Origin of the sequence: Stenotrophomonas sp. NRRL B-14846 (assembly GCF_050473585.1) — a bacterium.
Lineage (GTDB): Bacteria > Pseudomonadota > Gammaproteobacteria > Xanthomonadales > Xanthomonadaceae > Stenotrophomonas.
Window position 1 is genome coordinate 1 of the sequence record NZ_JBFLUN010000026.1, and the last position, 21,650, is coordinate 21,650.

At 67.4% G+C, this 21,650-nt stretch carries 20 protein-coding genes and 3 pseudogenes; 8 read left to right on the forward strand and 15 right to left on the reverse strand.

The window, feature by feature from the left end:
• From AB1281_RS24220 to AB1281_RS24240, 5 genes and pseudogenes are all read right to left on the reverse strand, one after another.
• Positions 1 to 375: pseudogene (locus tag AB1281_RS24220) on the reverse strand (metallophosphoesterase); the annotation flags it as partial.
• 103 nt (positions 376 to 478) lie between these two features.
• Positions 479 to 2,017, reverse strand: a pseudogene (locus tag AB1281_RS24225) (TerC family protein).
• Between the two features lie 43 nt (positions 2,018 to 2,060).
• A complete protein-coding gene (locus AB1281_RS24230; protein WP_014036330.1) occupies positions 2,061 to 2,285 on the reverse strand; it encodes a helix-turn-helix domain-containing protein in 225 nt (74 codons plus the stop codon).
• Between the two features lie 13 nt (positions 2,286 to 2,298).
• Positions 2,299 to 2,766, reverse strand: a complete 468-nt coding sequence (locus tag AB1281_RS24235) for a DUF2975 domain-containing protein (protein WP_014036329.1) — start codon at positions 2,764 to 2,766, stop codon at positions 2,299 to 2,301.
• A gap of 209 nt (positions 2,767 to 2,975) precedes the next feature.
• Complete coding sequence (locus tag AB1281_RS24240) at positions 2,976 to 3,557, reverse strand: NMCC_0638 family (lipo)protein (protein ID WP_430344881.1); 582 nt, start codon at positions 3,555 to 3,557, stop codon at positions 2,976 to 2,978.
• 129 nt (positions 3,558 to 3,686) lie between these two features.
• On the opposite strand from AB1281_RS24240, the gene AB1281_RS24245 reads away from it, so the two are divergent.
• Positions 3,687 to 3,998, forward strand: coding sequence for a metalloregulator ArsR/SmtB family transcription factor (locus AB1281_RS24245; protein WP_004147836.1), 312 nt, complete (start codon positions 3,687 to 3,689; stop codon positions 3,996 to 3,998).
• Positions 3,999 to 4,022: 24 nt separating this feature from the next.
• Positions 4,023 to 5,417, forward strand: a complete 1,395-nt coding sequence (locus AB1281_RS24250) for a DUF2867 domain-containing protein (RefSeq protein WP_430344882.1) — start codon at positions 4,023 to 4,025, stop codon at positions 5,415 to 5,417.
• A 36-nt stretch (positions 5,418 to 5,453) separates the two neighbouring features.
• Here AB1281_RS24250 and AB1281_RS24255 read toward each other — a convergent pair whose 3' ends face one another.
• Entirely contained in the window at positions 5,454 to 6,377 is a 924-nt protein-coding gene (locus tag AB1281_RS24255) for an alpha/beta hydrolase (protein ID WP_430345111.1), read from the reverse strand.
• Between the two features lie 181 nt (positions 6,378 to 6,558).
• Here AB1281_RS24255 and AB1281_RS24260 point away from each other — a divergent pair, with 181 nt between their 5' ends.
• Complete coding sequence (locus tag AB1281_RS24260; RefSeq protein WP_049443813.1) at positions 6,559 to 7,533, forward strand: LysR family transcriptional regulator; 975 nt, start codon at positions 6,559 to 6,561, stop codon at positions 7,531 to 7,533.
• Between the two features lie 3 nt (positions 7,534 to 7,536).
• Here the strand turns inward: AB1281_RS24260 and AB1281_RS24265 are convergent, their stop codons facing one another.
• From AB1281_RS24265 to AB1281_RS24290, 6 genes are all read right to left on the reverse strand, one after another.
• Positions 7,537 to 8,037: a GNAT family N-acetyltransferase gene (locus AB1281_RS24265; protein WP_430345110.1), complete on the reverse strand. Its 501-nt coding sequence runs from the start codon at positions 8,035 to 8,037 to the stop codon at positions 7,537 to 7,539.
• A 13-nt stretch (positions 8,038 to 8,050) separates the two neighbouring features.
• The gene (locus AB1281_RS24270) at positions 8,051 to 8,488 is read right to left on the reverse strand and encodes a hypothetical protein (protein WP_430345109.1); all 438 of its coding nucleotides are present in this window, start codon (positions 8,486 to 8,488) and stop codon (positions 8,051 to 8,053) included.
• 70 nt (positions 8,489 to 8,558) lie between these two features.
• A complete protein-coding gene (locus AB1281_RS24275) occupies positions 8,559 to 10,301 on the reverse strand; it encodes a diguanylate cyclase (protein ID WP_430345108.1) in 1,743 nt (580 codons plus the stop codon).
• A 162-nt stretch (positions 10,302 to 10,463) separates the two neighbouring features.
• Positions 10,464 to 11,489, reverse strand: coding sequence for an AI-2E family transporter (locus tag AB1281_RS24280; protein ID WP_014036321.1), 1,026 nt, complete (start codon positions 11,487 to 11,489; stop codon positions 10,464 to 10,466).
• Between the two features lie 116 nt (positions 11,490 to 11,605).
• Complete coding sequence (locus AB1281_RS24285) at positions 11,606 to 12,658, reverse strand: diguanylate cyclase (RefSeq protein ID WP_430345107.1); 1,053 nt, start codon at positions 12,656 to 12,658, stop codon at positions 11,606 to 11,608.
• 116 nt (positions 12,659 to 12,774) lie between these two features.
• A complete protein-coding gene (locus AB1281_RS24290; RefSeq protein WP_430345106.1) occupies positions 12,775 to 13,782 on the reverse strand; it encodes a LacI family DNA-binding transcriptional regulator in 1,008 nt (335 codons plus the stop codon).
• A 95-nt stretch (positions 13,783 to 13,877) separates the two neighbouring features.
• On the opposite strand from AB1281_RS24290, the gene AB1281_RS24295 reads away from it, so the two are divergent.
• Genes AB1281_RS24295 through AB1281_RS24315 form a run of 5 tightly spaced genes read left to right on the forward strand, consistent with a single transcriptional unit; the run spans position 13,878 to position 18,510 of the window.
• Positions 13,878 to 14,930 (forward strand): sugar phosphate isomerase/epimerase family protein, encoded by a 1,053-nt coding sequence (locus AB1281_RS24295; protein ID WP_430345105.1) that lies wholly within the window; start codon positions 13,878 to 13,880, stop codon positions 14,928 to 14,930.
• A 27-nt stretch (positions 14,931 to 14,957) separates the two neighbouring features.
• Complete coding sequence (locus AB1281_RS24300; protein ID WP_101765082.1) at positions 14,958 to 16,175, forward strand: nucleoside permease; 1,218 nt, start codon at positions 14,958 to 14,960, stop codon at positions 16,173 to 16,175.
• Positions 16,176 to 16,187: 12 nt separating this feature from the next.
• Positions 16,188 to 17,312, forward strand: a complete 1,125-nt coding sequence (locus AB1281_RS24305) for a Gfo/Idh/MocA family protein (protein WP_430345104.1) — start codon at positions 16,188 to 16,190, stop codon at positions 17,310 to 17,312.
• A gap of 19 nt (positions 17,313 to 17,331) precedes the next feature.
• The gene (locus AB1281_RS24310; protein ID WP_430345103.1) at positions 17,332 to 18,195 is read left to right on the forward strand and encodes a sugar phosphate isomerase/epimerase family protein; all 864 of its coding nucleotides are present in this window, start codon (positions 17,332 to 17,334) and stop codon (positions 18,193 to 18,195) included.
• A gap of 18 nt (positions 18,196 to 18,213) precedes the next feature.
• Entirely contained in the window at positions 18,214 to 18,510 is a 297-nt protein-coding gene (locus AB1281_RS24315) for a c-type cytochrome (RefSeq protein WP_049398853.1), read from the forward strand.
• 30 nt (positions 18,511 to 18,540) lie between these two features.
• Here AB1281_RS24315 and AB1281_RS24320 read toward each other — a convergent pair whose 3' ends face one another.
• The 3 genes and pseudogenes from AB1281_RS24320 to AB1281_RS24330 form a co-directional block, all read right to left on the reverse strand.
• The gene (locus tag AB1281_RS24320; protein WP_430345102.1) at positions 18,541 to 19,284 is read right to left on the reverse strand and encodes a 3-keto-disaccharide hydrolase; all 744 of its coding nucleotides are present in this window, start codon (positions 19,282 to 19,284) and stop codon (positions 18,541 to 18,543) included.
• Positions 19,285 to 19,298: 14 nt separating this feature from the next.
• Complete coding sequence (locus AB1281_RS24325) at positions 19,299 to 19,874, reverse strand: gluconate 2-dehydrogenase subunit 3 family protein (RefSeq protein WP_430345101.1); 576 nt, start codon at positions 19,872 to 19,874, stop codon at positions 19,299 to 19,301.
• A pseudogene (locus AB1281_RS24330) lies at positions 19,874 to 21,555 on the reverse strand (GMC oxidoreductase). The gene AB1281_RS24325 and the pseudogene AB1281_RS24330 overlap by 1 nt, the downstream one beginning before the upstream one ends.
• Positions 21,556 to 21,650: the final 95 nt, after the last annotated feature.

Genomic DNA, 21,650 nt, shown 5'->3' on the forward strand with positions numbered 1-21,650 from the left:
GACACCATAACCACTGACCAGCAGTGCCAGCACGCCGGCCACCGGTCGCAGACGCCGCGTGCGCATTGCGGCTACCGCGCGAGGCCAGCGCAACAGGCGCGACAGCAGCAGGCCGGCGTCCAGCACCACCATCACCAGCGCCAGCAGCAACACCGCGGTGGAGCCGGTGGCCAGCGTGGCGATGGCCAGCTTGGGGATCTCGGGCGACGCCGTCGTACCCCAGAAGGTGGCGACGATGCGCAGCTGCACGGCAACGGCCACCAGCAGCAGCGACAGCACGACCTTCAATGCGGCGGGCATGCGCAGCGGCCAGAACAGGCGCCAGGCCACATACAGGCCCATCAACAAACCGATCGTACTCAGCACTGCAACCATCCTGGAAAGAAAACGGGCCGGCCATGGTGACGGTTGCCGGCCGTGTTGTGTAGAGCCGGGCATGTGCCCGGTTGTTCAAGAAGCAGTCGAGCATGGCTCGACTCTACAGATGGCCCAAGCGCTCCACCCGCAGGCGGCGATGCGGCGCTTCTCCATCGCCAGTACGGTGATGCGCACGCCGGCCACGTCCACCGCATCGCCGATGTCCGGCAGCCGGCCCAGCTGCTCCAGCACCAGGCCGGAGATGGTCATGTAGTCGGCACTGCGCGGACAGCGACACGCCCGCCAATCGCTGCAGGTCGTCCAGGGTCAGCGCACCGTCGGCCTCCCACTGCTCCTCACCCTGCGCGACCACGCCATAGCGCTCGTCCTGGGTATCGACCAGGTCGCCGGCAATCGCCGCCAGCAGGTCGTTGGCGGTCACCAGGCCTTCCACGCTGCCGTACTCGTCCACGGCCACCGCCAGCGGCACCGGGTGCTGGCGGATCAGTTCCAGCGCCTGCAATGCACTGGCACTGGACAGGACGTACTGCGGCTCACGCAGGTTGCCTTCCAGCTGCAGCGGCTTGCCCTGCAGCAGGTCGGCCAGCACGTCCCGGCTCTGCACCACGCCGCGCAGGCTGTCCAGGTCACCATCGCCGACCAGCAGGCGGGTATGCGGCGATGCCACCAGGCGCGCCACCACATCCTCCTGCCCGCGCGCCAGGTCGATCCACTGCACGTCGGCACGCACGGTCATCACGCTCGACACCGGCCGATCGGCCAGGCCCAGCACGCTGCGGATCATCTCGTGTTCGGCCGGCTGCAGGCGCTCGTCGGCGTCCACCTGCTCGTCCACGCCTTCGTCGTCGTGGCCGTTGGCCGGGCGCGCGCCCAGCATGCGCAGCACGGCATCGGCGGTGCGCTGGCGGAACGGCTGGCGGCGTTCGTTGCGTTCGCGGTTGAAGCGGACCCACTGGTTGAACGCCTCGACCAGGATCGAGAAAGCGATCGCCGCGTACAGGTAGCCCTTCGGGATCTTGTAGCCCAGGCCTTCGGCCACCAGGCTGAAACCGATCATCAGCAGGAAGCCCAGGCACAGCACCACCACCGTGGGATGCTTGTTGACGAAGCGGGTCAGCGGCTTGCTGGCCACCAGCATCAGCGCCATCGCGATGGTCACCGCGGCGTACATCACGCCCAGGTTGTCGACCATGCCGACCGCGGTGATCACCGAGTCAAGCGAGAACACCGCGTCGAGCACCACGATCTGTGCCACCACCATCGCGAAGCTGGCATAGACCTTCTTGCCATCCTCGTGATGCTCGCGGCCTTCCAGCCGTTCGTGCAGCTCCATGGTGCCCTTGAACAGCAGGAACAGGCCGCCGCCCAGCAGGATCAGGTCACGCCCGGAGAAGCTGTGGCCGAACAGGGTGACCAGCGGCTCGGTCAGTTTCATGATCCAGGCCAGCGCCGCCAGCAGCACCAGCCGCATCAGCAGCGCCAGCGCCAGGCCGATCACCCGCGCGCGGTCGCGCTGGTGCGGCGGCAGCTTGTCGGCAAGGATCGCGATGAACACCAGGTTGTCGATGCCGAGAACGATCTCCAGCACGACCAGGGTTGCAAGGCCCATCCATATCGAGGGGTCAGCCAACCATTCCATTTCAGGTCCGTTTCGTCAGTAGGTAAGGGAAAAGAGCAATCATTCAGTCGGCGTCCTGCGGCTGCGCCGGGTCATGCCCGAGCAGGTCGCCGGGCGTGCACTGCAGCTCGCGGCAGATCGCATCCAGCGTGGAAAAGCGGATGGCGCGCGCCTTGCCGGTCTTCAGGATCGACAGGTTCGCCAGGGTGATGTCGATGCGCCCGGCCAGCTCGGACAGGGTCATGCCCCGTTCCTGCAGCATGCGGTCGAGGGTGATGACGATCGCCATCAGCGCGTGCCCATCAGATCAGACCATCCAGGTCATCGCGCATCGCTGCGCCCACGGCGAACACGCGTGCCAGCACGAACAGCATCAGCACTGCCACCAGCCCGGTGATCGACATGCCGCCACCCACCTCCATCCAGGTGAAGTCCGGGCCCATCCAGGCCGCGTAGGCACCGATCAGGATCGACAGCAGCTCCATCGCCAGCATCAGCCACGCCATGCGCTGCAGGCGTTGTGCATTGGCGTGGGTGAACGGCCGCTCGCGCGCCGCCGACTTCAGCAGCCGCAGCAGATGGCGCAGGAACAGCAGGCACAGCACCAGCAGCGCGACGATCGCGCCCAGGCCCAGGCAGAAGTGCAGGAACAGGTCGTTGCCGTGCGCGGCGGCGGCATCGGCGTCGTGGACGCTGTCGAGCAGCCAGCGGCGGTCGTGGGCGACCAGTGGCACGGCCAGCAGTGCGGCCAGGATGCCCAGCCAGCACATCGCCCGGACGGCCTGTACGGCGGCCTGGGCCAGGGTGAACAAGCCTCGCGCGGGTCTGGCGCGGGCGGGACGAGCGGTCAAGCGGCCTCCGGCATTGGGGTGGCCTCGCCGCCCCGGGGTGGATTTATCGATAAACGATATACCACATCCTGCGTGAAAGGCTGAATCGCAGGCATGGGCCACCGGCTGGGCGCCGGGCCCAGCAGGCACTACCGGGTGGGCGCCGCGGGTTCCAGCATCGCTTCACCGGGCGTCACCGAAGCCATCGCCTGTACGCCGGCCTCGGCCGCCTGCCGCGTGACCAGCCGGAAGCGGACCTGCAGCTTGGCCTGGCCGGGCGTGGCCCAGCCGTACTGGATCGCCACCTGGTCGGCCGACAACGGACCACGGCCCGGCAGCGAACGCGCCTGCAACGGCTTCGGCGCCGCCTGCACCAGCCGTGCGAAGCCCTTCTGCACCACCGCCGCATCGGCCTTCTCCGCATACACCGTGCAGGTTCCATCGTCGGCCCAGCTGACCGCATAGCGGCCGCTGGCCAACGGCACCATCCAGGCCACGCCTGCCTGCCCCTGCAGCAAGGTTGCCGCCTCGGCCGGCTGCAGCGGTGCCAGCCCGTTGGATTCCATCAACGACTGCAGGCGCGCCGGCGCACCGATGTGCTGCATGCAGGCGGTATCGAACAGCTCGCTGAAGGGATCCTGCGCCGGGGCCTTGGCCTTGGGAGTACGCGCGGGTTGCGCCACCGCCAGGGTGGGCAGCAGGGCCAAAGCCAGCCAGAACGCAGGACGCATCGGGATTCCACGCTACCGAAAACAGCAGGGAGGATGGCAAAGCCCGGGCGTGCCGCGCAACGGGTCATGGCTTGACAGCCGCCACCGGCAGGAGGAGTATAAATTAACGAATTAGTTAATTAGCTCGCCATGGACCGTATCTTCGAAGCCCTCGCCTCCACCGCCCGCCGGCAGATCCTGGCCTATCTCAGCGCCGGCGAGCTCAGCGCGGGAGAGCTGGCCGAGCGCTTCGATTTCAGCAAGCCGGCGCTGTCCAGCCACCTGCGCATCCTTGAGGAAGCCGGCCTGATCGAGCGCGAGAAGCGCGGCCAGTTCGTGTACTTCCGGCAGGTGCCCGACCGCCTGGCCAACACGCTGTTCTCGTGGGCGGCCGAAGTCTGTCCGGTCGGTGGCCCGCTGAAGCGCGAAGCACGCGCCCGCCGCAAGTCCCCCGCCCGCTGAACCACCCTGCCAAGGAGCATGACGATGCCTGGTTCGACCCGCGACCGCCGTTCGTTTCCAGGGGTGCAGCTTCCGGCGCTGGAGGGCGGCAGCCCGACCGAAGTCACCTTGATCGCGCAGCTCGGCATCGGTGCCGGTGATGCGCTGGTGACCGACGCCAGCCAGCGCCAGCGCCACCACCCGGCCTTCATCGATGCACTGGACGAGCCTTCCGCGCGCCTTGGTGGCATGCACCTGCAGCAGGGCGACGCCTCCTCGCTGTACAGCTTCACCGTCGGCGCTGGCGGCCATCCCTTCCACCGGCATGCCGGGCCGCGCATGTTCACCGCCATCGCCGGCAGCGCCGGCGCCGAACTGCGTTTTGCCGCCGCGTCAGACGCGCAGCTGGCGCGCGATCCCGCTGCCTTCGCGCGCACGCTGCGGCGCATCCGCATTCCACCGGACTGCCTGTTCACCGTGCGCTTCGGCGGCGGCACCTGGCACCAGTTCGCATCGAACCATCGCGCACATCCGGCGCTGTTCGCGTTGTCCTGCCACAGCAATGAGCTGGCCGGGGCGATGGATGAGCAGGCCCGTGCACAGGTTCAACGCAATGCCGCCGATATCCCCAGCCTGACCGAGGTATTGCCGGAAGCGCACTGGCCTTCGGCCGCAAGCCTCGCCGCCTCACCCCTGCTGCAGTTGTCGCTGCAGGCAGCACCTCCCAGCCTGTGCGCCCACCTGTGCGCGCATACCCGCGCTCTGTTGGGCCCGCTGCGGAGGATTTCATTGCGGCGCTTGCGTGGCTTCGTCGAACGCGCCACGCCGGCCTATCCCGTCCACTCGCAGGCCGCCGCCAGCGATGGGCTGCTCCCCGCTGCACTGCCACACAGCCACTACCAGGACCAGACCACCTTGCGCCTGGACAGCACGCAGGTCACCCATCACGCCGCGTCGGCGCTGCTGGCCGATGTGCTGGAAGGCTTCCTGCGCAATCCACCTGCCGGCGTGGGCCACCTGATGGCGCTGCGCAACCACCTGGTGGCGCCGTTGCGGTTGCGTACGTCGCCACTCGGCTGCCCGGTGTCGTCGCTGCTGTCGACCGACCGCAGCCGCCTGTTCGCCGGCCGCTACCCGGTGCTGGACGCGCACATCGATGACGGGGACACCTGCGCCGAAGTGCTGCTCGGCGCCGATGATCGCCACCTGCGCTTCCGCAGCAGCGTGCGCGTGCAACGCTGTGCCGATGGCCACATCGAGATCAGCCTCGGCACACGCGTGCAGACCCGCAATGCGTTCGGCCGCCTGTACATGGCGCTGATCGATGCCGCGCACCGGCACTACGTCGCGCCGGCACTGCTGCGCCGCGCGGTCGAACATGCGCTGGCGCCGGAACTGGCCGATCTCGATGACTGGGCGGAATACTCCGCGTACAGATGATGCCGGCCCGTGGCCGGCACCACCTGCCAGGTCAGCTCACAGGTGCTGCTTGAAGAAGGGAACGACCGCTGACAGGGCCTCGCGCACCGGCTCCGGCTTGTCATACAGGTCGTAGTGCGACCAGCCCTGGACCACCTTCAACTGCTTGTGCTTCGACGCCGCACGGCCATGGATCTCCAGGCCATCGCGGTAGGCGCCAAAGCCACCCGGCTTGTCACCGATCACCACCAGCAACGGTTGGGTCAGCAGGACTTCGGCCAGGTGGAAGGCATCCCAGCCCACCGCTGCACCGCGATGCGAGAACAACGCACTGACCACGCCGTTGGGCTGCGGCTCGCGCGTGCGGTAATAGTCCGTGGCCTCCAGCACGTCGATATCGGTGATGCCGGCGGCGCGCCCCTGTTCCACCGAAGGCGGCAGGAACAGGTCCACACGGGCCTCGCCGCCGCGCATCTCGGCGGTGCGCTGGGCAGCAATGGCCTCCAGCGTGCCGATCGGATCGAAACCGCCAAAGCCCTCACGACTGAGCCGGCCGAAGTTGACACCGGTGATGCTGGTGACCGCCTTGATGCGTCGCTCGGTCATGGTGGCGTTGATCGCGTAGCCACCACCGCCACAGATGCCCAGTACGCCGATGCGTTCGGCGTCCACGTACGGCAGGGTGACCAGATGGTCGACCACGCGGCGTACATCCTCCACGCGCTGGGTCGGGTCTTCGACCCGCCGCGGCTCGCCGCCGCTGGCGCCCTGGAAGCTGGCGTCATAGGCGATCACCACGTAGCCCTCGCGAGCCAGGGCCTCACCGTAGATGTTGCCGGCAGTCTGCTCCTTGCAGCTGCCGATCGGATGCATGCTGATGATCGCGGGATAGACCCGGTTGCGGTCGAAGTCCGGCGGGAAATGCAGGTCGGCGGCGATCGGCCAGGCCATGTCCGGATTCTGGATGTTGATGGTTTCCATGCTGCGGCTCCTCGGTAGTGGCGGGAGGCGACGGGTGTCGCCGTTGCAAGCACGATAGACCCGGGATTGGGAGCCAAAAAGCGGCCAATCACAACCAAAGTAGTAAGCTGCAGTTACCAAATAGCGACAGCCTGTGCCGCGATTTTCTCCTGCCCTACTGCCCTACTGCCGACCGAGCCCCATGAGCGCCCCCAGCCCGATCAACCCGGCCCTGCTGCCCCAGCTGGCCTGGTTTGCCCACATCGCCCACCACCGCAGCTTCACCAAAGCGGCCGTTGAGATGGGGGTCTCGCGCCCGGCGTTGTCGCAGAGCCTGAAGACCCTGGAGAAACAGCTGGGGGTACGCCTGCTGCACCGGACCACCCGTGACATGTCGCTCACCGAGGAAGGCCAGCGCCTGTTCGACGCACTGCGGCCATCGCTGAGCACCATCGAAACCGCAGTACGCGACCTGCGCGCCAGCCATGACGCACCGTCCGGCCTGCTGCGCATCAACACCGCGCGCCTGACTGCCAAGACGCTGATCGAACCGCATCTACCGGAGTTCTTCGCGCGCTACCCCGAGCTGCGCATCGAGCTGGTGATGGACGACGGCCTGTCCAGCATCGTTGCCGACGGCTGTGACGCCGGCATCCGCCTTGGCGAGCGGTTGGCCGAAGGCATGATCGCCGTGCCGGTCACGCCGATGCTGGAAATGGTGGTGGTCGCCTCGCCGGCCTACCTGGCCCGCCATGGCACGCCCACCACGCCCGCCGAACTGGCCGCACACGAGTGCCTGGGCTACCGGCAGACCGGCAGCGGCGGGGTCTATGCCTGGGAATTCAGCACGCCGGGCCAGCCCGGTCATGACTTTGAAGTGGAACCGCGCGGACGCTATGTCACCAACGACGATGAGGGCATGATCCGCGCCGCGCTGCAGGGATTGGGCGTGATGCAGCATATCGATCTGTCATTGCAGCCGATGCTGGCCGATGGGCGCCTGGTCCGCCTGATGCCGGCGTGGTCGGCACCGTTCCCCGGCTTCTACCTGTACGTGCCTTCGCGCGAGCAGATGCCACCGCGCGTGCGCGCCCTGATGGAATTCCTGATCGAGAAGCGCGAAGGCGTCGCCAAGGCGCTCGGCCGCACGGTACAGGCCCCGGCCACAGGCAGCTAGGCGTCAGCGCGGGTAGCGATACACCAGATCATCGGCATCACTGCGCACGGCGTGATCGTCCAGCACGCCGCCCAGCCGCTGTGCAACGGCCTGCGACGCCTGGTTGTCCGGTGCCATGTAGCTGACCAGGGTCGGCAGCTGCGCCACCACGAAGGCCCAGTCGCGCAGCGCGCCGGCCGCTTCGGTAGCGAAGCCCTTCCCTTCATGGCCGTCATACAGCAGCCAGCCCAGTTCCTTTTCCGGGAACAGCGGGCCGTGGTTGATCCCGACCTGGCCGATGCAGGCACCGGTATCGGCACGCTCGATCATCAATGCACCATGACCGAACAGATGCCAGCTGGCTAGGTCGTGGCAGAACTGGCCCCACGCCGCCACCTCAGCGAACGGCCCTCCCATGCCGCGCGCGCGCGGCGACGCCAGGAACGCGGCATAGACGTTGAAGTCGTCCAGCTGCTGCGGGCGCAGCCGCAGGCGCGCGGTACGCAGGGTGGGAATCTCGAGCATGCCGGGCAGCGACTCAGTACACGGCCAGGTGACCGCAGCCACGACGCTGCGGCTGCCCTTCCATCGTCACGTGCACGCTGGCCATGGTGTCCACACCTTCGGCATTGCGGCACGACTCGCGCTTGATCTCGACGATGGCCGGCTGCCTGCCAAGCTCGCCGTTGAGCACGATCAGCGAGCTGGGTGCGTCGGCCGGTTGGCCGGGATAGCGCAGCGTGCCCTTGTGGGTACGACCTTCGGCACTGAGGCTGGCATCGTGGTTGCCCTGTCCAGTGGACGTGATCTCGATGCGCCACCCAGCGCCGCCACCGGAGAAGGCAGGCACCGGGCTCACGCCGGCAGCGATGGAGGGATGACGCGATTCATCGGCAACGGTCTTCGCTGCAGGAGTCGCACAGCCGGCCAGCAGGCCAGTGAGCAGCACGGCGACGGCAATGGGTCGCATGGTCATGATGGGCTCCAGCAGCGGGCGGGCGTCCAGTCTAGGGGCCCCCGCGTGCGCCGGTGATGAACGTCGCGCGTCAACGCGCGATGCGGCCACCGCCGGCCACGCGCACGCGATCGCGGCCCTGCGCCTTGGCCTGGTACATGGCCGCATCCGCAGCGCGCAGCAACGTGCGCCAGCCCAGCGCATCGGTGCCGCCCTCGGCCACACCGAAGCTGGCGGTGACCCGCAGCACCTTGCCGCCGACCAGTGCGATGTCCAGCCGCTGCAGCGCCACCCGCAGCGACTCGGCCAGCTGGCGGCCACCGGCCAGATCACCGTCGGCCAGCAACACGAGAAACTCCTCGCCACCATAGCGGGCAATGCTGTCGCTGCGGCGCAGGTGGCGCTGCAGCAGCTGCGCCACCTGCACCAGCACCTCGTCGCCGGCATCATGCCCGTGGCCATCGTTGATCGCCTTGAAGCGGTCCACGTCCAGCAGGATCACCACCGCGCTGTTGCCACCGTCGGCATGACGTTGCTGCACCATCTCGTCCAGCGCGCGCCGGTTCAACAGCCCGGTCAGCTCATCGGTGCCGGCCAGCTGGCGCAGCTCGCTGGTCAACGCCGAGCGCTCGCGCGACTTCTCGCGCAACACTTCGATGGCATCGAACAGGCGCTGCATCTCGGCCAGCGGATGGGTCACATGCTGCTCCGGGCCCGGCGCTTCCGAGGCGATCTGGATGACCTGCTTCTGCGCCTGCAGCAGCGGCCGCAGGATCTGAAGATGCGCGATGCGCAGCGCCACGCCCAGCACCACCAGCGTGCCCAGCACCGTCGCCACCAGCACCACCAGGCGCGTCGCTTCGCGGTTGCGGGTGCGCTCGAAACGGGCGATGGACACGCTCAGGTAGCCGTCGCGCAGCGCTTCCAGCGACTGCAGGGTCGGCACGTAGCGCGTGGTGAACTCGGCGGCGGTCCACGGCGGCGCCACGCCGCGCCGGCCATCTTCGATCAACTGTTCGATCATCGGCAGCGATTCGCCGAAGAACTGCCGGCGTGCCATGTCCCAATGCCAGGACAGCGCCGGATCGCTGCGGAACACCGCTTCATGGCTGCCCGCCAGCCGCCACAGCTCCAGCAGGCGGCCTTCGGTCTGCAATGCCGCCCGCACCTGTTCGTCGCGCCATGCCCCCGGTACCGCCACCGGCGCCATCACGTTCGACGCCAGGCGGCCGCCATGCTCGCGCAGGTCGATCAGCACCTGGCCCTGCATCGCCGGAATCGCTGCTTCGCGGTCGGCGCTGACCAGCACGTTGATCTGCGCCGAGGTCAGCACGTGCAGGCGATCGACCACGGCGAACATGCTGCTGATCGCACGCTCCACGTCCTCCACCCGGCGCGCGCCATGCGGCTGCGCCGCCACCCGGTCCACCGCGGCCCGCGCCGATTGCAGGCGACGTTGCGCATCGGCCAGCAGCCCATGTTCGTCGACCACGCCCGGGTCGGCGTTGAACACCGTGTCCAGGCGTTGCAGGGCGGTATCGACCCGCTGGCGCGCGACCGCCAGCTGCGCCGCCAGCCGGGCCTGTTCGGCCGCATCGGCGGTGTTGGACCCGAGCAGGCTGTTGGCGGGGCCGCGCTCGGCCGACACCAGGTTGGCCAGGTCGAAGGTCTGCCGCAGCTGGCGCAGGCTGACCAGGTTGTCCTCGGCGGCAGTGAAGCGCAGCGTGCCCTGCACCAGCGCGATGGCCATCAACGGCAGCGTACAGACCACGAACAGCCCGGCCAGGATCCAGACCCAGGTCCGCAATCCGATGGGCGACGCCTTGCGGGCCATGCACATTTCCCCTGTAGTGCAGAACACTGTAGCGGCCGCCTGCACAGGCGCCAAGCCGCTACCGGACCAACCGTTGCCGTGGGTATACCGCGCCCGCCGCGAACGCACCGACAAGGCCGCGCAGACCGTACAAACGGGGCAAATGCGTCATGCCCTGCCGCGTCAGATCCAGCGCTGGTCGACCAGTTCGCGCTTCACGTAGGCATAGAACACCGGCGCGGCGACCAGGCCCGGCAGGCCGAAGGCTGCCTCCATCACCAGCATGGCCAGCAGCAGCTCCCAGGCACGCGCCTGGATCTCGCCACCGACGATGCGCGCGTTGAGGAAGTACTCCAGCTTGTGGATCACGATCAGGTACAGCAGTGCCGCCACCGCCACGTAGAACGAGACCGACAGCGCAACGATGGTGATGATCGTGTTGGAGATGATGTTGCCCACCACCGGCAGCAGGCCGGCAAGGAAGGTGATCAGCACCAGGGTCTTGGACAGCGGCAGGTGCACGCCGAACAGCGGCAGCACGCCCAGCAGGAAGATGGCGGTGAACACTGTGTTGAGCAGCGAGATCTTCACCTGCGCGAACACCACCTGGCGGAACGCGGTGGCCAGGCGGCTGGTGCGCCCGATCAGCTCCTGCGCCAGCGGCCCCATCTTCGGCAGCGGCAGTTCGTCATACAGCGCGATCATCGCGCCCAGCACCATACCGATCAGTACGCGCACACCGACCTGCACCACCGAGGTACCGGCCACGCCCAGCTGCCGCTGATGTTCGGCGGCCCAGTCGTTCAGCGCCGTGCGCAGCGCCGGCATGTCTTCGGGAATATAGGGTTGCAGCAGCGCCGGCACCTGGTGGCGCGAGGTGTTGAGGATCTCCATCAGGCGCGCCAGCAGTGCATCCGGGCCGCCGGTCTCGTTGCGGAAGAACGAGGCCACGCCGATGCCGGCCAGTACCAGCCCGCTGATGATGATCGCCGACAGCACGATCACCGCGATCGCCCGCGCCCGTCCCGGCGGCAGCTTGCCCTCCACGGTGGCGGCCAGCACGTGCGTCAGCTGGAACACCAGCAGGCCGGACAGCAGGGTCACCACCAGGCCCAGCTTCAGCGCCAGCCACATGCCCAGCAACATCATCAGCCACGCCGCGATCCTTGGGATGGGGGGCTTGGGCTGGGCAACAAGGGCGTCTTGCATGGGAGCGCGTCCGGGCGGGGTGGCCCATGGTAGAGGATTGACCTGCCGATTCGGCGTGCAGGCTGAACGGGCGTTACGCTCTCATGCCGTGGCGGCCCTGCCGCCGCCCCATCGACTCACTCGCCGTAGCTGGCCGTGTTCTTGCCCTGCCGCTTGGCGTGGTACAGCGCGCGGTCGGCCAGTGCCAGCCAGTCCTCGACACTGCCCCCCCGCGGCGTGGCGGCAATGCCGATGCTGACGCTGAACTCCACGCCCGGGGTGATCTGGCGAGCGGCCTCGAGCAGATGCAGGCGCACCCGCTCGGCCACGTGCATCGCATCGACGGGTGCGCAGTCGTGCAGCAGTACCACGAACTCATCGCCCCCCAGCCGCGCCGGGGTATCACCGGGCCGCGCAAACGTACGCAATGTTGCAGCGATATGCCGTAGTACCTCGTCGCCCGCGCGATGGCCAAGCGAATCATTGATGCGCTTGAAATCATCCACATCGAGCATCAGCAGGCAGGCCAGTCCGCCCTGTCCCTGCGCCCGGTCCAGCACCTGCTGCGCACGCAGGATCAGGAAGCCACGATTGGCCAGTTCCACCAGCGGATCCATCCGGCTCAGCCGCTGCAGCTGCCGGTTCTGCGATTTGACCCGGCGCGCCAGCTGCCAGCTGAGGATGCTCAACCCGATGCCGTAGACGAACAGGAACGGCACGCTGAGCATGATCGTGCGCTGCGAGGAAACGGGTTGGTAAGGGAAGCCGAGCGCCCACCAGGTGATGGCGAAACCCAGCACCAGCGCCAGCGTGGCCCGCATCGCCAGGCGTACGCCACCGGCGGCGATCTTGTCGGCGACCAGCAGCGCGGCGAACAATGCGCTGGGGACCGCGCTCAGCGCCATGAAAGCGATCCAGCCGCCGCCGAAGAAGGAATCGGCGACCATGCAGCGGAACTGCACCTGTGCAGGCTGGCGGGCGCGCTGAGTCAGTACCAGCGCAAGCGCCGGCCACACCAGTGCATTGAGCAACAGCAACGCCCAGGCCCACAGGCCGTCCTGGCGTTCAAGAATGATCGAGGCGATGGGAATCGCGCCCAGGCCATTGCCGACGAAGCGCATCCAGCCGATGCGACGTGCCGCGCCGATGCCTTCGACCGCGACTTCCGTCGAGTCAGTCAAGAATGGCATTGCCGACCCCCTTGCGCGATCGCACGTTCCACCCCGGCCCTTGCCGGGCTGCCCATGCCGAGTCTGACAGCTCGGCGTCAATGCGGGATCAAGGACTCACGGCGACGGCGCTGCCCTCACCCACGCCGGGGCGCAGCCGTCGAACCCCGCAGCATGAAGCTGAACTCCAGCGTCTGCTGCAGCGGCACGTCGACGTGTTCGATGATGGCGAGCAGCAGGTTGACCGCACGCTCGCCAATCTCCCGCATGGGCTGCCGGATGGTCGTCAATGGCGGCGTGAGGTAGCGGGAAGACGCCAGGTCATCAAAGCCGACGATGGACAGTTCATCCGGCACGCGGATGCCCCGGTCCCGGCAGGCGGCCAGGGCACCCAGCGCCATCTGGTCACTGAAGCAGAACACCGCGGTCGGTGCCGGCGTGCCATCCAGCAGCGCCATGGCAGCCGCATGGCCGGATTCCACGGAAAAATCCCCCGGCACGATGCTCAGCTGGCGCAGGCGGCCACGCGCCTTGCCGGCTGCCCGCACCCCTTCCAGCCGTTGCTGGTGCAGGGGGTTGTCAGGCGGCCCGCCGACCACGGCGATCCGTTCATGTCCCAGCCCGTACAGATGCTCCATCACCGCGCGTGCGGCGGCCGCGTTGTCGATGTGGACACTGGGAATGCCCAGTGCAGGGTCGAACTCGCACCCGTTGACCACCGGTGCCGCGGCGCCGCGCTGCTCGACGATCTCGCGCGCCGTGGGTGGCAGGCGATGGCCGAGCACGATCATGCCGTCGGCCTCGTTGCGCCGGAGCATCTGCGCGTAGCGCTCCTCGCGGTCGGGTTGATGCTGGGTATCGCCCAGCAGGACCGCATAGCCGACCGCCTGCGCGGCCTCCTCCGCGCCCTGCAGGATCTGCGCGAAGAACGGATTGGCGATGTCCGGGACGGTCACCAGGATCTTGCCGCTGCGTTGGGTCTTGAGCGTGCGGGCCACCGTGTTGGGTACATAGCCGAGGGCGGCGGCGGCCTGCTCGATGCGTGCGCGGGTGGCGGGCAGGACTTTGTCCGGCCGCGAAAGCGCACGCGACACCGTGCCCGCGGAGACGCCGACGTGCTTTGCGATGTCGTAGATGGTGGCCATGGCGTTAGTTCTCCTGTCCGCTGTGCAGTGCACAACAGGTCTTGCGTGAGCCCCTGCTAGGATAATGCAATCGATTGCATCGAGGGCGAATCACGTTGAAGACGCTCAAGGGTCCAGCGCTGTTCCTGGCGCAGTTCATCGGCGACACAGCTCCTTTTGATCGGCTGGACACGCTGGCCGGATGGGCCGCGGGTCTGGGCTATTCTGGCGTACAAGTCCCCACCAGCGCGCCCCACCTGTTCGATCTGGCCGAGGCGGCGCGCAGCCAGGCGTACTGCGACGACATTGCCGGCATGCTGGCCGGGCACGGCCTGCAGATCTCCGAACTGTCGACCCACCTGCAGGGGCAGCTGGTTGCCGTCCATCCCGCCTACGACAGCCTGTTCGACGGATTCGCGCCGCCGGACAAACGCGGTGATCCGGCCGCCCGCCAGGCCTGGGCGGTGGAGCAGCTGCGGTTGGCCGCCAAAGCCAGCCAGCGCCTGGGGCTGACCGCGCATGCCACGTTTTCCGGCGCATTGGCCTGGCCCTATTTCTATCCCTGGCCGCAGCGCCCACCGGGACTGGTGGAGGAAGCCTTCGCCGAACTCGGCCGCCGCTGGCGCCCGATCCTGGATGCGTTCGACGCCTGCGGCGTGGACCTGTGCTTCGAGATCCACCCCGGCGAGGACCTGCACGATGGCGCGACCTTCGAGCGCTTCCTCGATGTGGTGGACCATCACCCCCGCGCCAAGATCCTGTACGACCCCAGCCACCTGCTGCTGCAGCAGATGGACTACCTGGGTTTCATCGACCGCTACCACGCGCGTATCGGCATCTTCCACGTCAAGGACGCGGAGTATCGCTCCAGCGCGAGCAGCGGCGTGTATGGCGGCTACCAGGACTGGATCGATCGTCCGGGCCGGTTCCGTTCGCTCGGTGATGGCCAGATCGACTTCAAGGCGATCTTCTCGAAGTTCGCGCAGTACGACTTCCCCGGCTGGGCGGTGCTGGAATGGGAGTGCTGCCTGAAGCACCCTGAGGACGGTGCGCGCGAAGGTGCTGCCTTCATCCGCGACCACCTCATCCGCGTGACCGAGCGCGCCTTCGATGACTTCGCCGACAGCGGCACGGACGCCGCATCACTGCACCGCATGCTGGGAATCTGAGCCACGACCGCCCCGGGAGGGCAAGCCATGACGCACGCCATGTCGCGCCTGGGCGCGATGATGTTTCTGCAGTTCTTCATCTGGGGGGCATGGTTCGTGACCCTCGGAACCTACCTGGTGCAGGGCCCGCTGCAGGCCAGCGCCAGCCAGGTAGCGACGGCCTTCCTCAGCCAATCCATCGGCGCCATCGTGGCGCCGTTCCTGGTCGGCCTGATCGCCGATCGCTACTTCGCGGCGCAGCGCATCCTGGCGGTGCTGCACCTGGCTGGCGCGGTATTGATGTGGCTGGCGTCCACCGCCACCAGCTTCAGCGTGTTCTCGGCCTGCGTGATGGGCTACATGCTGCTGTTCATGCCGACGCTGGCGCTGGCCAACAGCGTGGCGATGCGGCACATGCAGTCGCCCGAGAAGCAGTTCCCGCTGGTCCGGGTGGCGGGCAGCATCGGCTGGATCGTCGCAGGCGTGCTGATCGGCTGGCTGGGCTGGGAGCAGGCGCATCGCCTTGAACTGACCTTCCGCATGGCCGCGCTGGCATCGCTGGTACTGGGCCTGTATGCGTTCACGCTGCCGCACACGCCGCCACTGGCACAGCAGCGCGATGCCGGGCTGGGGCAGATCCTCGGGCTGGATTCGTTGCGGCTGCTGAAGTCGCGCGCCTACCTGGTGTTCTTCCTGGCGTCCATCGCCATCTGCATCCCGCTGTCGTTCTACTACAACTTCACCAATCCGTATCTCAACGACCTGGGCGTGCGCGGCGCCGCAGGCCTGCAGTCGCTGGGCCAGGTCTCCGAAGTGCTGCTGATGCTGGCCATGCCGTTCCTGTTCGTGCGGCTGGGGGTGAAGACCATGCTGGCGGTCGGCATGGCGGCCTGGGTGGTGCGCTACGTCCTGTTCGCCTTCGGCGATGCGGGCGGCGGCTTCTCGCTGCTGGTGATCGGCATCGTGCTGCACGGCATCTGCTACGACTTCTTCTTCGTCACCGGCCAGATCTACACCGATGCCCATGCCGGCCCCGCCGTGCGCAGCAGCGCGCAGGGCTTCATCACCCTGGCCACGTACGGCGTGGGCATGCTGATCGGCACCTTCCTGTCCGGCGCGGTGGTGGAGCACTTCACCACGGCCGCCGGACGCGACTGGCAGCAGATCTGGCTGTTCCCGGCCGCTGTCGCGCTGGTCGTGCTGATCGCCTTCCTGCTGCTGTTCCGCGACCGGCCCGCCGTGGCCGCCGCATCTTCCACACCCTGAGGATTCGAGCCGATGCCAACGCTTGGAATCGCCATCGTCGGCACCGGCATGATCGGCGCCGTGCACCGCCGCGCGGCCCTGCTCGCCGGTGCCGAGGTACGCGGCGTCGCCGCTTCGTCAGCGCATCGCGCGCGTGAGATGGCGCTGCTGTGGAATGTTCCGCGCGCCTACCGGGACATCGAAGAGGTGATCGCCGATCCGCAGGTGCAGGTGGTGCACGTGTGCACGCCCAACCATCTGCACCGCGCGATGGCGCAGGCGGCGCTGGAAGCCGGCAAGCACGTGATCTGCGAGAAACCGCTGGCGACCACGCTGGACGATGCGCAGGCGCTGGCGGCGTTGGCCGCCTCGACCGGCCTGGTTGCCACGGTCCCCTTCGTCTACCGCTACCACCCGGTGGTCCGCGAGGCGCGCGCACGCATCGCCCAGGGCGATCTCGGGCCGCTGCACCTGATCCATGGCAGCTACCTGCAGGACTGGCTGCTGGACCCGGCCAGCAACAACTGGCGCGTGGATCCGGCACTGGGTGGCGCATCGCGCGTGTTCGCCGACATCGGCTCGCACTGGTGCGACCTGGTGGAATGGGTCAGCGGCGAGCGCTTCACCGAGGTCAGTGCAGCCTTCTCTACCGTGATCGCTGAGCGCAGCGCCGTCAGCGGGCAGAGCTTCAGCACGCCGGCGGCAGGCGGCGCAACGCAGGCGGTAACGAGCGAGGACGTGGCGGCGGCGATGTTCAGGACCGGCGCCGGCACATTGGCGTCGTTGACGGTCAGCCAGGTCTCGGCCGGACGCCACAATCGCCTCTGGTTCGAGATCGATGGCGCCAACGCCAGCGTGGCCTTCAACCAGGAGGATGCCGAGCGCCTGTGGATCGGCCTGCCCGACCAGCGCGAGGAGATCTTCGTGCGCGGGGCGGGCGCCGGCAGTGCCGAACAACGCCGGCTGTCGGTGTTACCGGCCGGCCACGCGCAGGGCTACGCCCAGTGCTTCGAAGCATTCGTCGCCGACACCTATCGCGCCATCGAGGGCGAGCGGCCGCAGGGCCTGCCCACCTTCGAGGACGGCGTGCGCTCGGCGCAGATCGTCGATCGTGTCATTGCATCGGCCAGGTCGCGTGCCTGGACTGCCATCGGTTGAAACCCGGGAGGATCTGTTGATGAAAGCCCTTGTCCATGGAACTGCAAGCCTCGTCCTGCTGCTCGCTGCCCTGCCCGCCTTCGCCGTCGAAGCCGCCAGCACGCAGAAGCCGATCGCGGTGCAGATGTACAGCCTGCGCGATGCCGGCTCGCTCGAGCAGCAGTTGAAGATCGTCCACGACGCAGGCGTCCATGCGGTGGAGACGGTCGGCACGCAGAACACCAGCGCGGCCGAACTCAAGCAACTGCTGGACCGGTATTCGATCAAGGCGATTTCATCGCATGTGCCGCTGTCCGAGCTGCGCAGCAACCTGGAGGACGTGGTGACCTTCAACCGGTCGATCGGCAACACGACGCTGGTGGTGCCATACCTGGACAAGAAGGATCGCCCGAGCGATGCCGCCGGCTGGACCGCCCTGGGCCAGGAACTGGGCCGGATCGCGAAACAGGTGCGCGGCAAGGGCATGCGCCTGGCCTACCACAACCACGACTTCGAGCTGGCCGACGTCGATGGCAGGACCGGACTGGAGCTGCTGTTCGCCGCCGCCGGTCCAGACCTGCAGACCGAGCTGGACCTGGCCTGGGTCGCGCGTGCAGGCCTGGACCCGGCGGTGATGCTGGCAAAGTTCCGCGGCCATGTATTCGCGGTGCACGCAAAGGACAATGCGCCCAAGGGCCAGGCCGAAGACGAAGGCGGATTCGCAGCGCTGGGACAGGGCGTGCTGGACTGGAACGCGATCCTGCCTGCTGCGGCAGCCGCCGGCGTGCATTGGTACATCATCGAGCACGATCAGCCACGCGACCCGGCCAAGGTCATCCAGACCGGCGCGGATTATCTGCGTGAACACCTGACCACCAACGTGCCAGCCCGTGCGCGGCGCTGACGCATCAAGGAGCCCCACATGAAAATGATCCTGGCAATGGCGGTGGCCCTGGGTGGCATGAGCGTTGCGACAGCCGCCTGGTGCAAGGACGACCCGGCTGCGGGTGCGAAGCTCTACACCGCGAACTGCGTGGCCTGCCATGGCGCCGATCGTGCAGGCATGCCGGGCGCGTTCCCGGCGCTCACCGATATCGGCAAGCGCATGGCACCCGCGCAGATCAAGGAAAAGATCAGCAAGGGCGGCGGATTGATGCCGCCCTTCTCCCAGCTGTCACAGCAGGAGATCGATGACATCGCCAGCTACCTGGCGAAGTAAGCGGCCGGCGACCACGCCGGCCATGTGCCACTACAGCTCGCGCACCCAGATGTTGCGGTAGCTGACCCTGGAGTCATGTTCCTGCAGATGGAGCGGCGCGCACCCATGCGGCGAGTACGACGGTGCGCCGATGTACTCGGTCTTGCCCGCCAGCACCGTGTCGTCCTGCACCAGCACGCCGTTGTGCAGCACCGTGATGCGCGCGGGCGACACAAGCCCACCGCCCGCTGCGAAGCGCGGCGCCTTCCAGAGGATGTCGTAGGCCTGCCACTGGCCCGGTGCGCGTGAGGCGTTCACCAACGGCATGGCCTGCTTGTAGATCGAGCCCGCCTGGCCATTGGCATAGGTCGGGTTGTTGTAGCTGTCGAGCACCTGCAGCTCGTACAGCTCTTGCAGGAAGATGCCGCTGTTGCCCCGGTTCTGGTCGTCGAAGCCCTTTGTGTCGTTGGGTGTGCGCCACTCGACATGCAGCTGGACGTCGCAGAAGCGTTGCCGGGTGCGAATGCCCTTGCTGCCGGGCACGACGGTCATCGCGCCATCGGCAACCTTCCAGGGCACGCGACCGCCCTGCTCCGACTCCCACGCGGAGACATCCTTGCCATCGAACAGCACGATTGCATCGGACGGGGCCTTGCCTTGCGGCGTAGCCACGGTCGCGGGCACCGGCGTCCACACCTCGGTCTTCTTCGGATCGCGCGCGGTGTCGGCACTGTCCTGCGCGGATGCAGGTGCGGCAACCAGCATGGTCGCCGCGATCAGCAGCGGCTTGATCATCGTGTTGCGCTCCATCAGCTGGTCCCCCACGCCGGCGTGCCGGCAACATAGGCGAGGTCGCCGTCGTAACGCCCCGGCACGGCGACGTACTGCAGCACCCCGGTCGCGCCGACCTTCGAGGTGAAGAAGCCGAAGATGGCCAGCTGCTTGAGCATCGTGAAGTAGTGCGGCATCGCCTCGCCCTCTTCAGGCGTACCGGTCTCGGTCACATCGGCATGGCGTGCCTTGGCTTCTGCATCGAGCGTGCGCAGCAATTCGGTGCGCGCCTGCGGTGAGAGCGCCACAAAGCGACCGCCGGCGCGCTTGTCGATATCGACCAGCCCTGCGCGGAACGTCGACTGCTGCCGGGCGGTGTAGCAGTCGCTGACGAAGGTCGCCATGAACAGACCAGCGCCCGCGTCTTTTGCCCCTGGTGTCCGGGTCCGCGGCAGGATGGTCTCGGCGATCTCGTCCAGCGTGCCGACATCGGCGTCGGAGAACAGGGCCTTCACCGGTGCGGCAGCGGCCTTTCCCTGTGCGAGCGCAGGCAGGCCGACCATGGCCGCGCCGGTAGCAGCGACGATCATCTTCAGCAGTTCGCGGCGATCCATCAGAGGTTCCCCGCTTTCAGTTCGCGTACCGCGTGGTCGGCCGCGCGCGCGGTCAGCGCCATGTAGGTCAGCGAAGGATTCACGCAGGCGCTGGAGGTCATGCAGGCACCGTCGGTCACATAGACATTGGGGGCATCCCAGACCTGGTTGTGCTGGTTCAGCACCGAGCTCTTCCGATCACGTCCCATGCGCGCGGTCCCCATTTCGTGGATGCCCTTGCCCGGGGCGTAATCGTTGTCGTGCATCTTCACGTCCTTGACGCCGGCCGCCTCCAGCATCTCGGCGGCATCGGCGGCCATGTCCTTGCGCATCGCCAGTTCGTTGGCGCGCATGGCAACGTCCATCGCCAGCACCGGCAGCCCCCACTTGTCCTTGCGGTCGCGGTCCAGGCGGATCGTGTTGTCATGGTGCGGCAGCATTTCACCGAACCCGGTCATGCCGATGCGCCAGTCACCAGGCACGGTCAGCGCCTCCTTCAGATCGGCACCGATGTTCAGCTCGGCGATCTCGCGCGACCAGCCGGTGCGGCTGGCACCGCCCTGGTAGCCGAACCCGCGCAGGTAGCCGCGCCTGTCGGCCGCGACGTTGCGGAAGCGCGGAATGTAGAAGCCGCAGGGACGACGGCCGAAGTAGTACTTGTCTTCGTAGCCCTCGACCCGGCCGGAGGCGCCCGCTCCGAAATGATGGTCCATCACGTTGTGCCCGAGCTCGCCCGACGATGAGCCCAGCCCGCCCTCCCACACCTCGGTGGCCGAGTTCATCAGCAGCCAGGTCGAGTTGAACGACGATGCGTTGAGGAAGATGACCTTGGCGGTGTACTGGTAGGTCTGCCCGGTCTCCGCGTCGATGACCTCCACCCCGCGCGCACGCTTGCGGTCCTTGTCGTAGAGCACTTCCTTGACGATCGAGAACGGCCGCAAGGTCAGGTTGCCGGTCTTCATCGCCGCTGGCAGCGTCGCCGCCTGGGTCGAGAAGTAGGCACCAAAGGGACAGCCCAGGATGCACTTGTTGCGGTACTGGCAGTTGACGCGGCCCTGCTCGGGCATCGGCTTGGTGATGTTGGCGGTGCGCGAGTGGATCATGTGCCGCGTTCCGCCAAAGGCCTTCTTTATCCGCGCCGCCACATCCTTCTCGACGATGTTCAACGGATCGGCGGCAGGAACTCACCATCCGGCAACACGTCCAGCCCTTCGCGCGTGCCGGCGATGCCGGCGAACTTTTCCACATGGTCGTACCACGGCGCGATGTCGGCGTAGCGGATCGGCCAGTCGGTGGCGATGCCGTCCTTGAGGTTCGCCTCGAAGTCCAGGTCGGAGAAGCGATAGCTCTGCCGTCCCCACAGCAGCGAGCGGCCGCCCACCTGGTAGCACGGAACCAGTCGAAACGTTTGGTCTCGATGTAGGGCGAGTCCTGTTCGTTGGCCCACATCCCTTCCAGGTTTTCGGCCAGGCCGTAGTCGCGCATCAGCACCGGAAGTCGCCTTCATCGCCTGCGTTGGCCGGTTGCGGTGCGGGAAGTCCCACGCTTCCTTCATCGCATTGACGTAGTCCTTGACGTGCTCGATGTTGCGTCCGCGTTCCAGCATCAGGACCTTCAGGCCCTTTTCGGTCAGCTCCTTCGCTGCCCAACCGCCACTGATTCCCGAGCCAACAACAATGGCGTCGTAGTGATTATCTGCCATGGGTTTCTCACCTGGGTGGATATCGTTTCAGACGTCGCAGAGGCGGATCGCCTCGCGCAATGAGGCAACGGGATCGGGCGCTTGCAGGCGTGAAC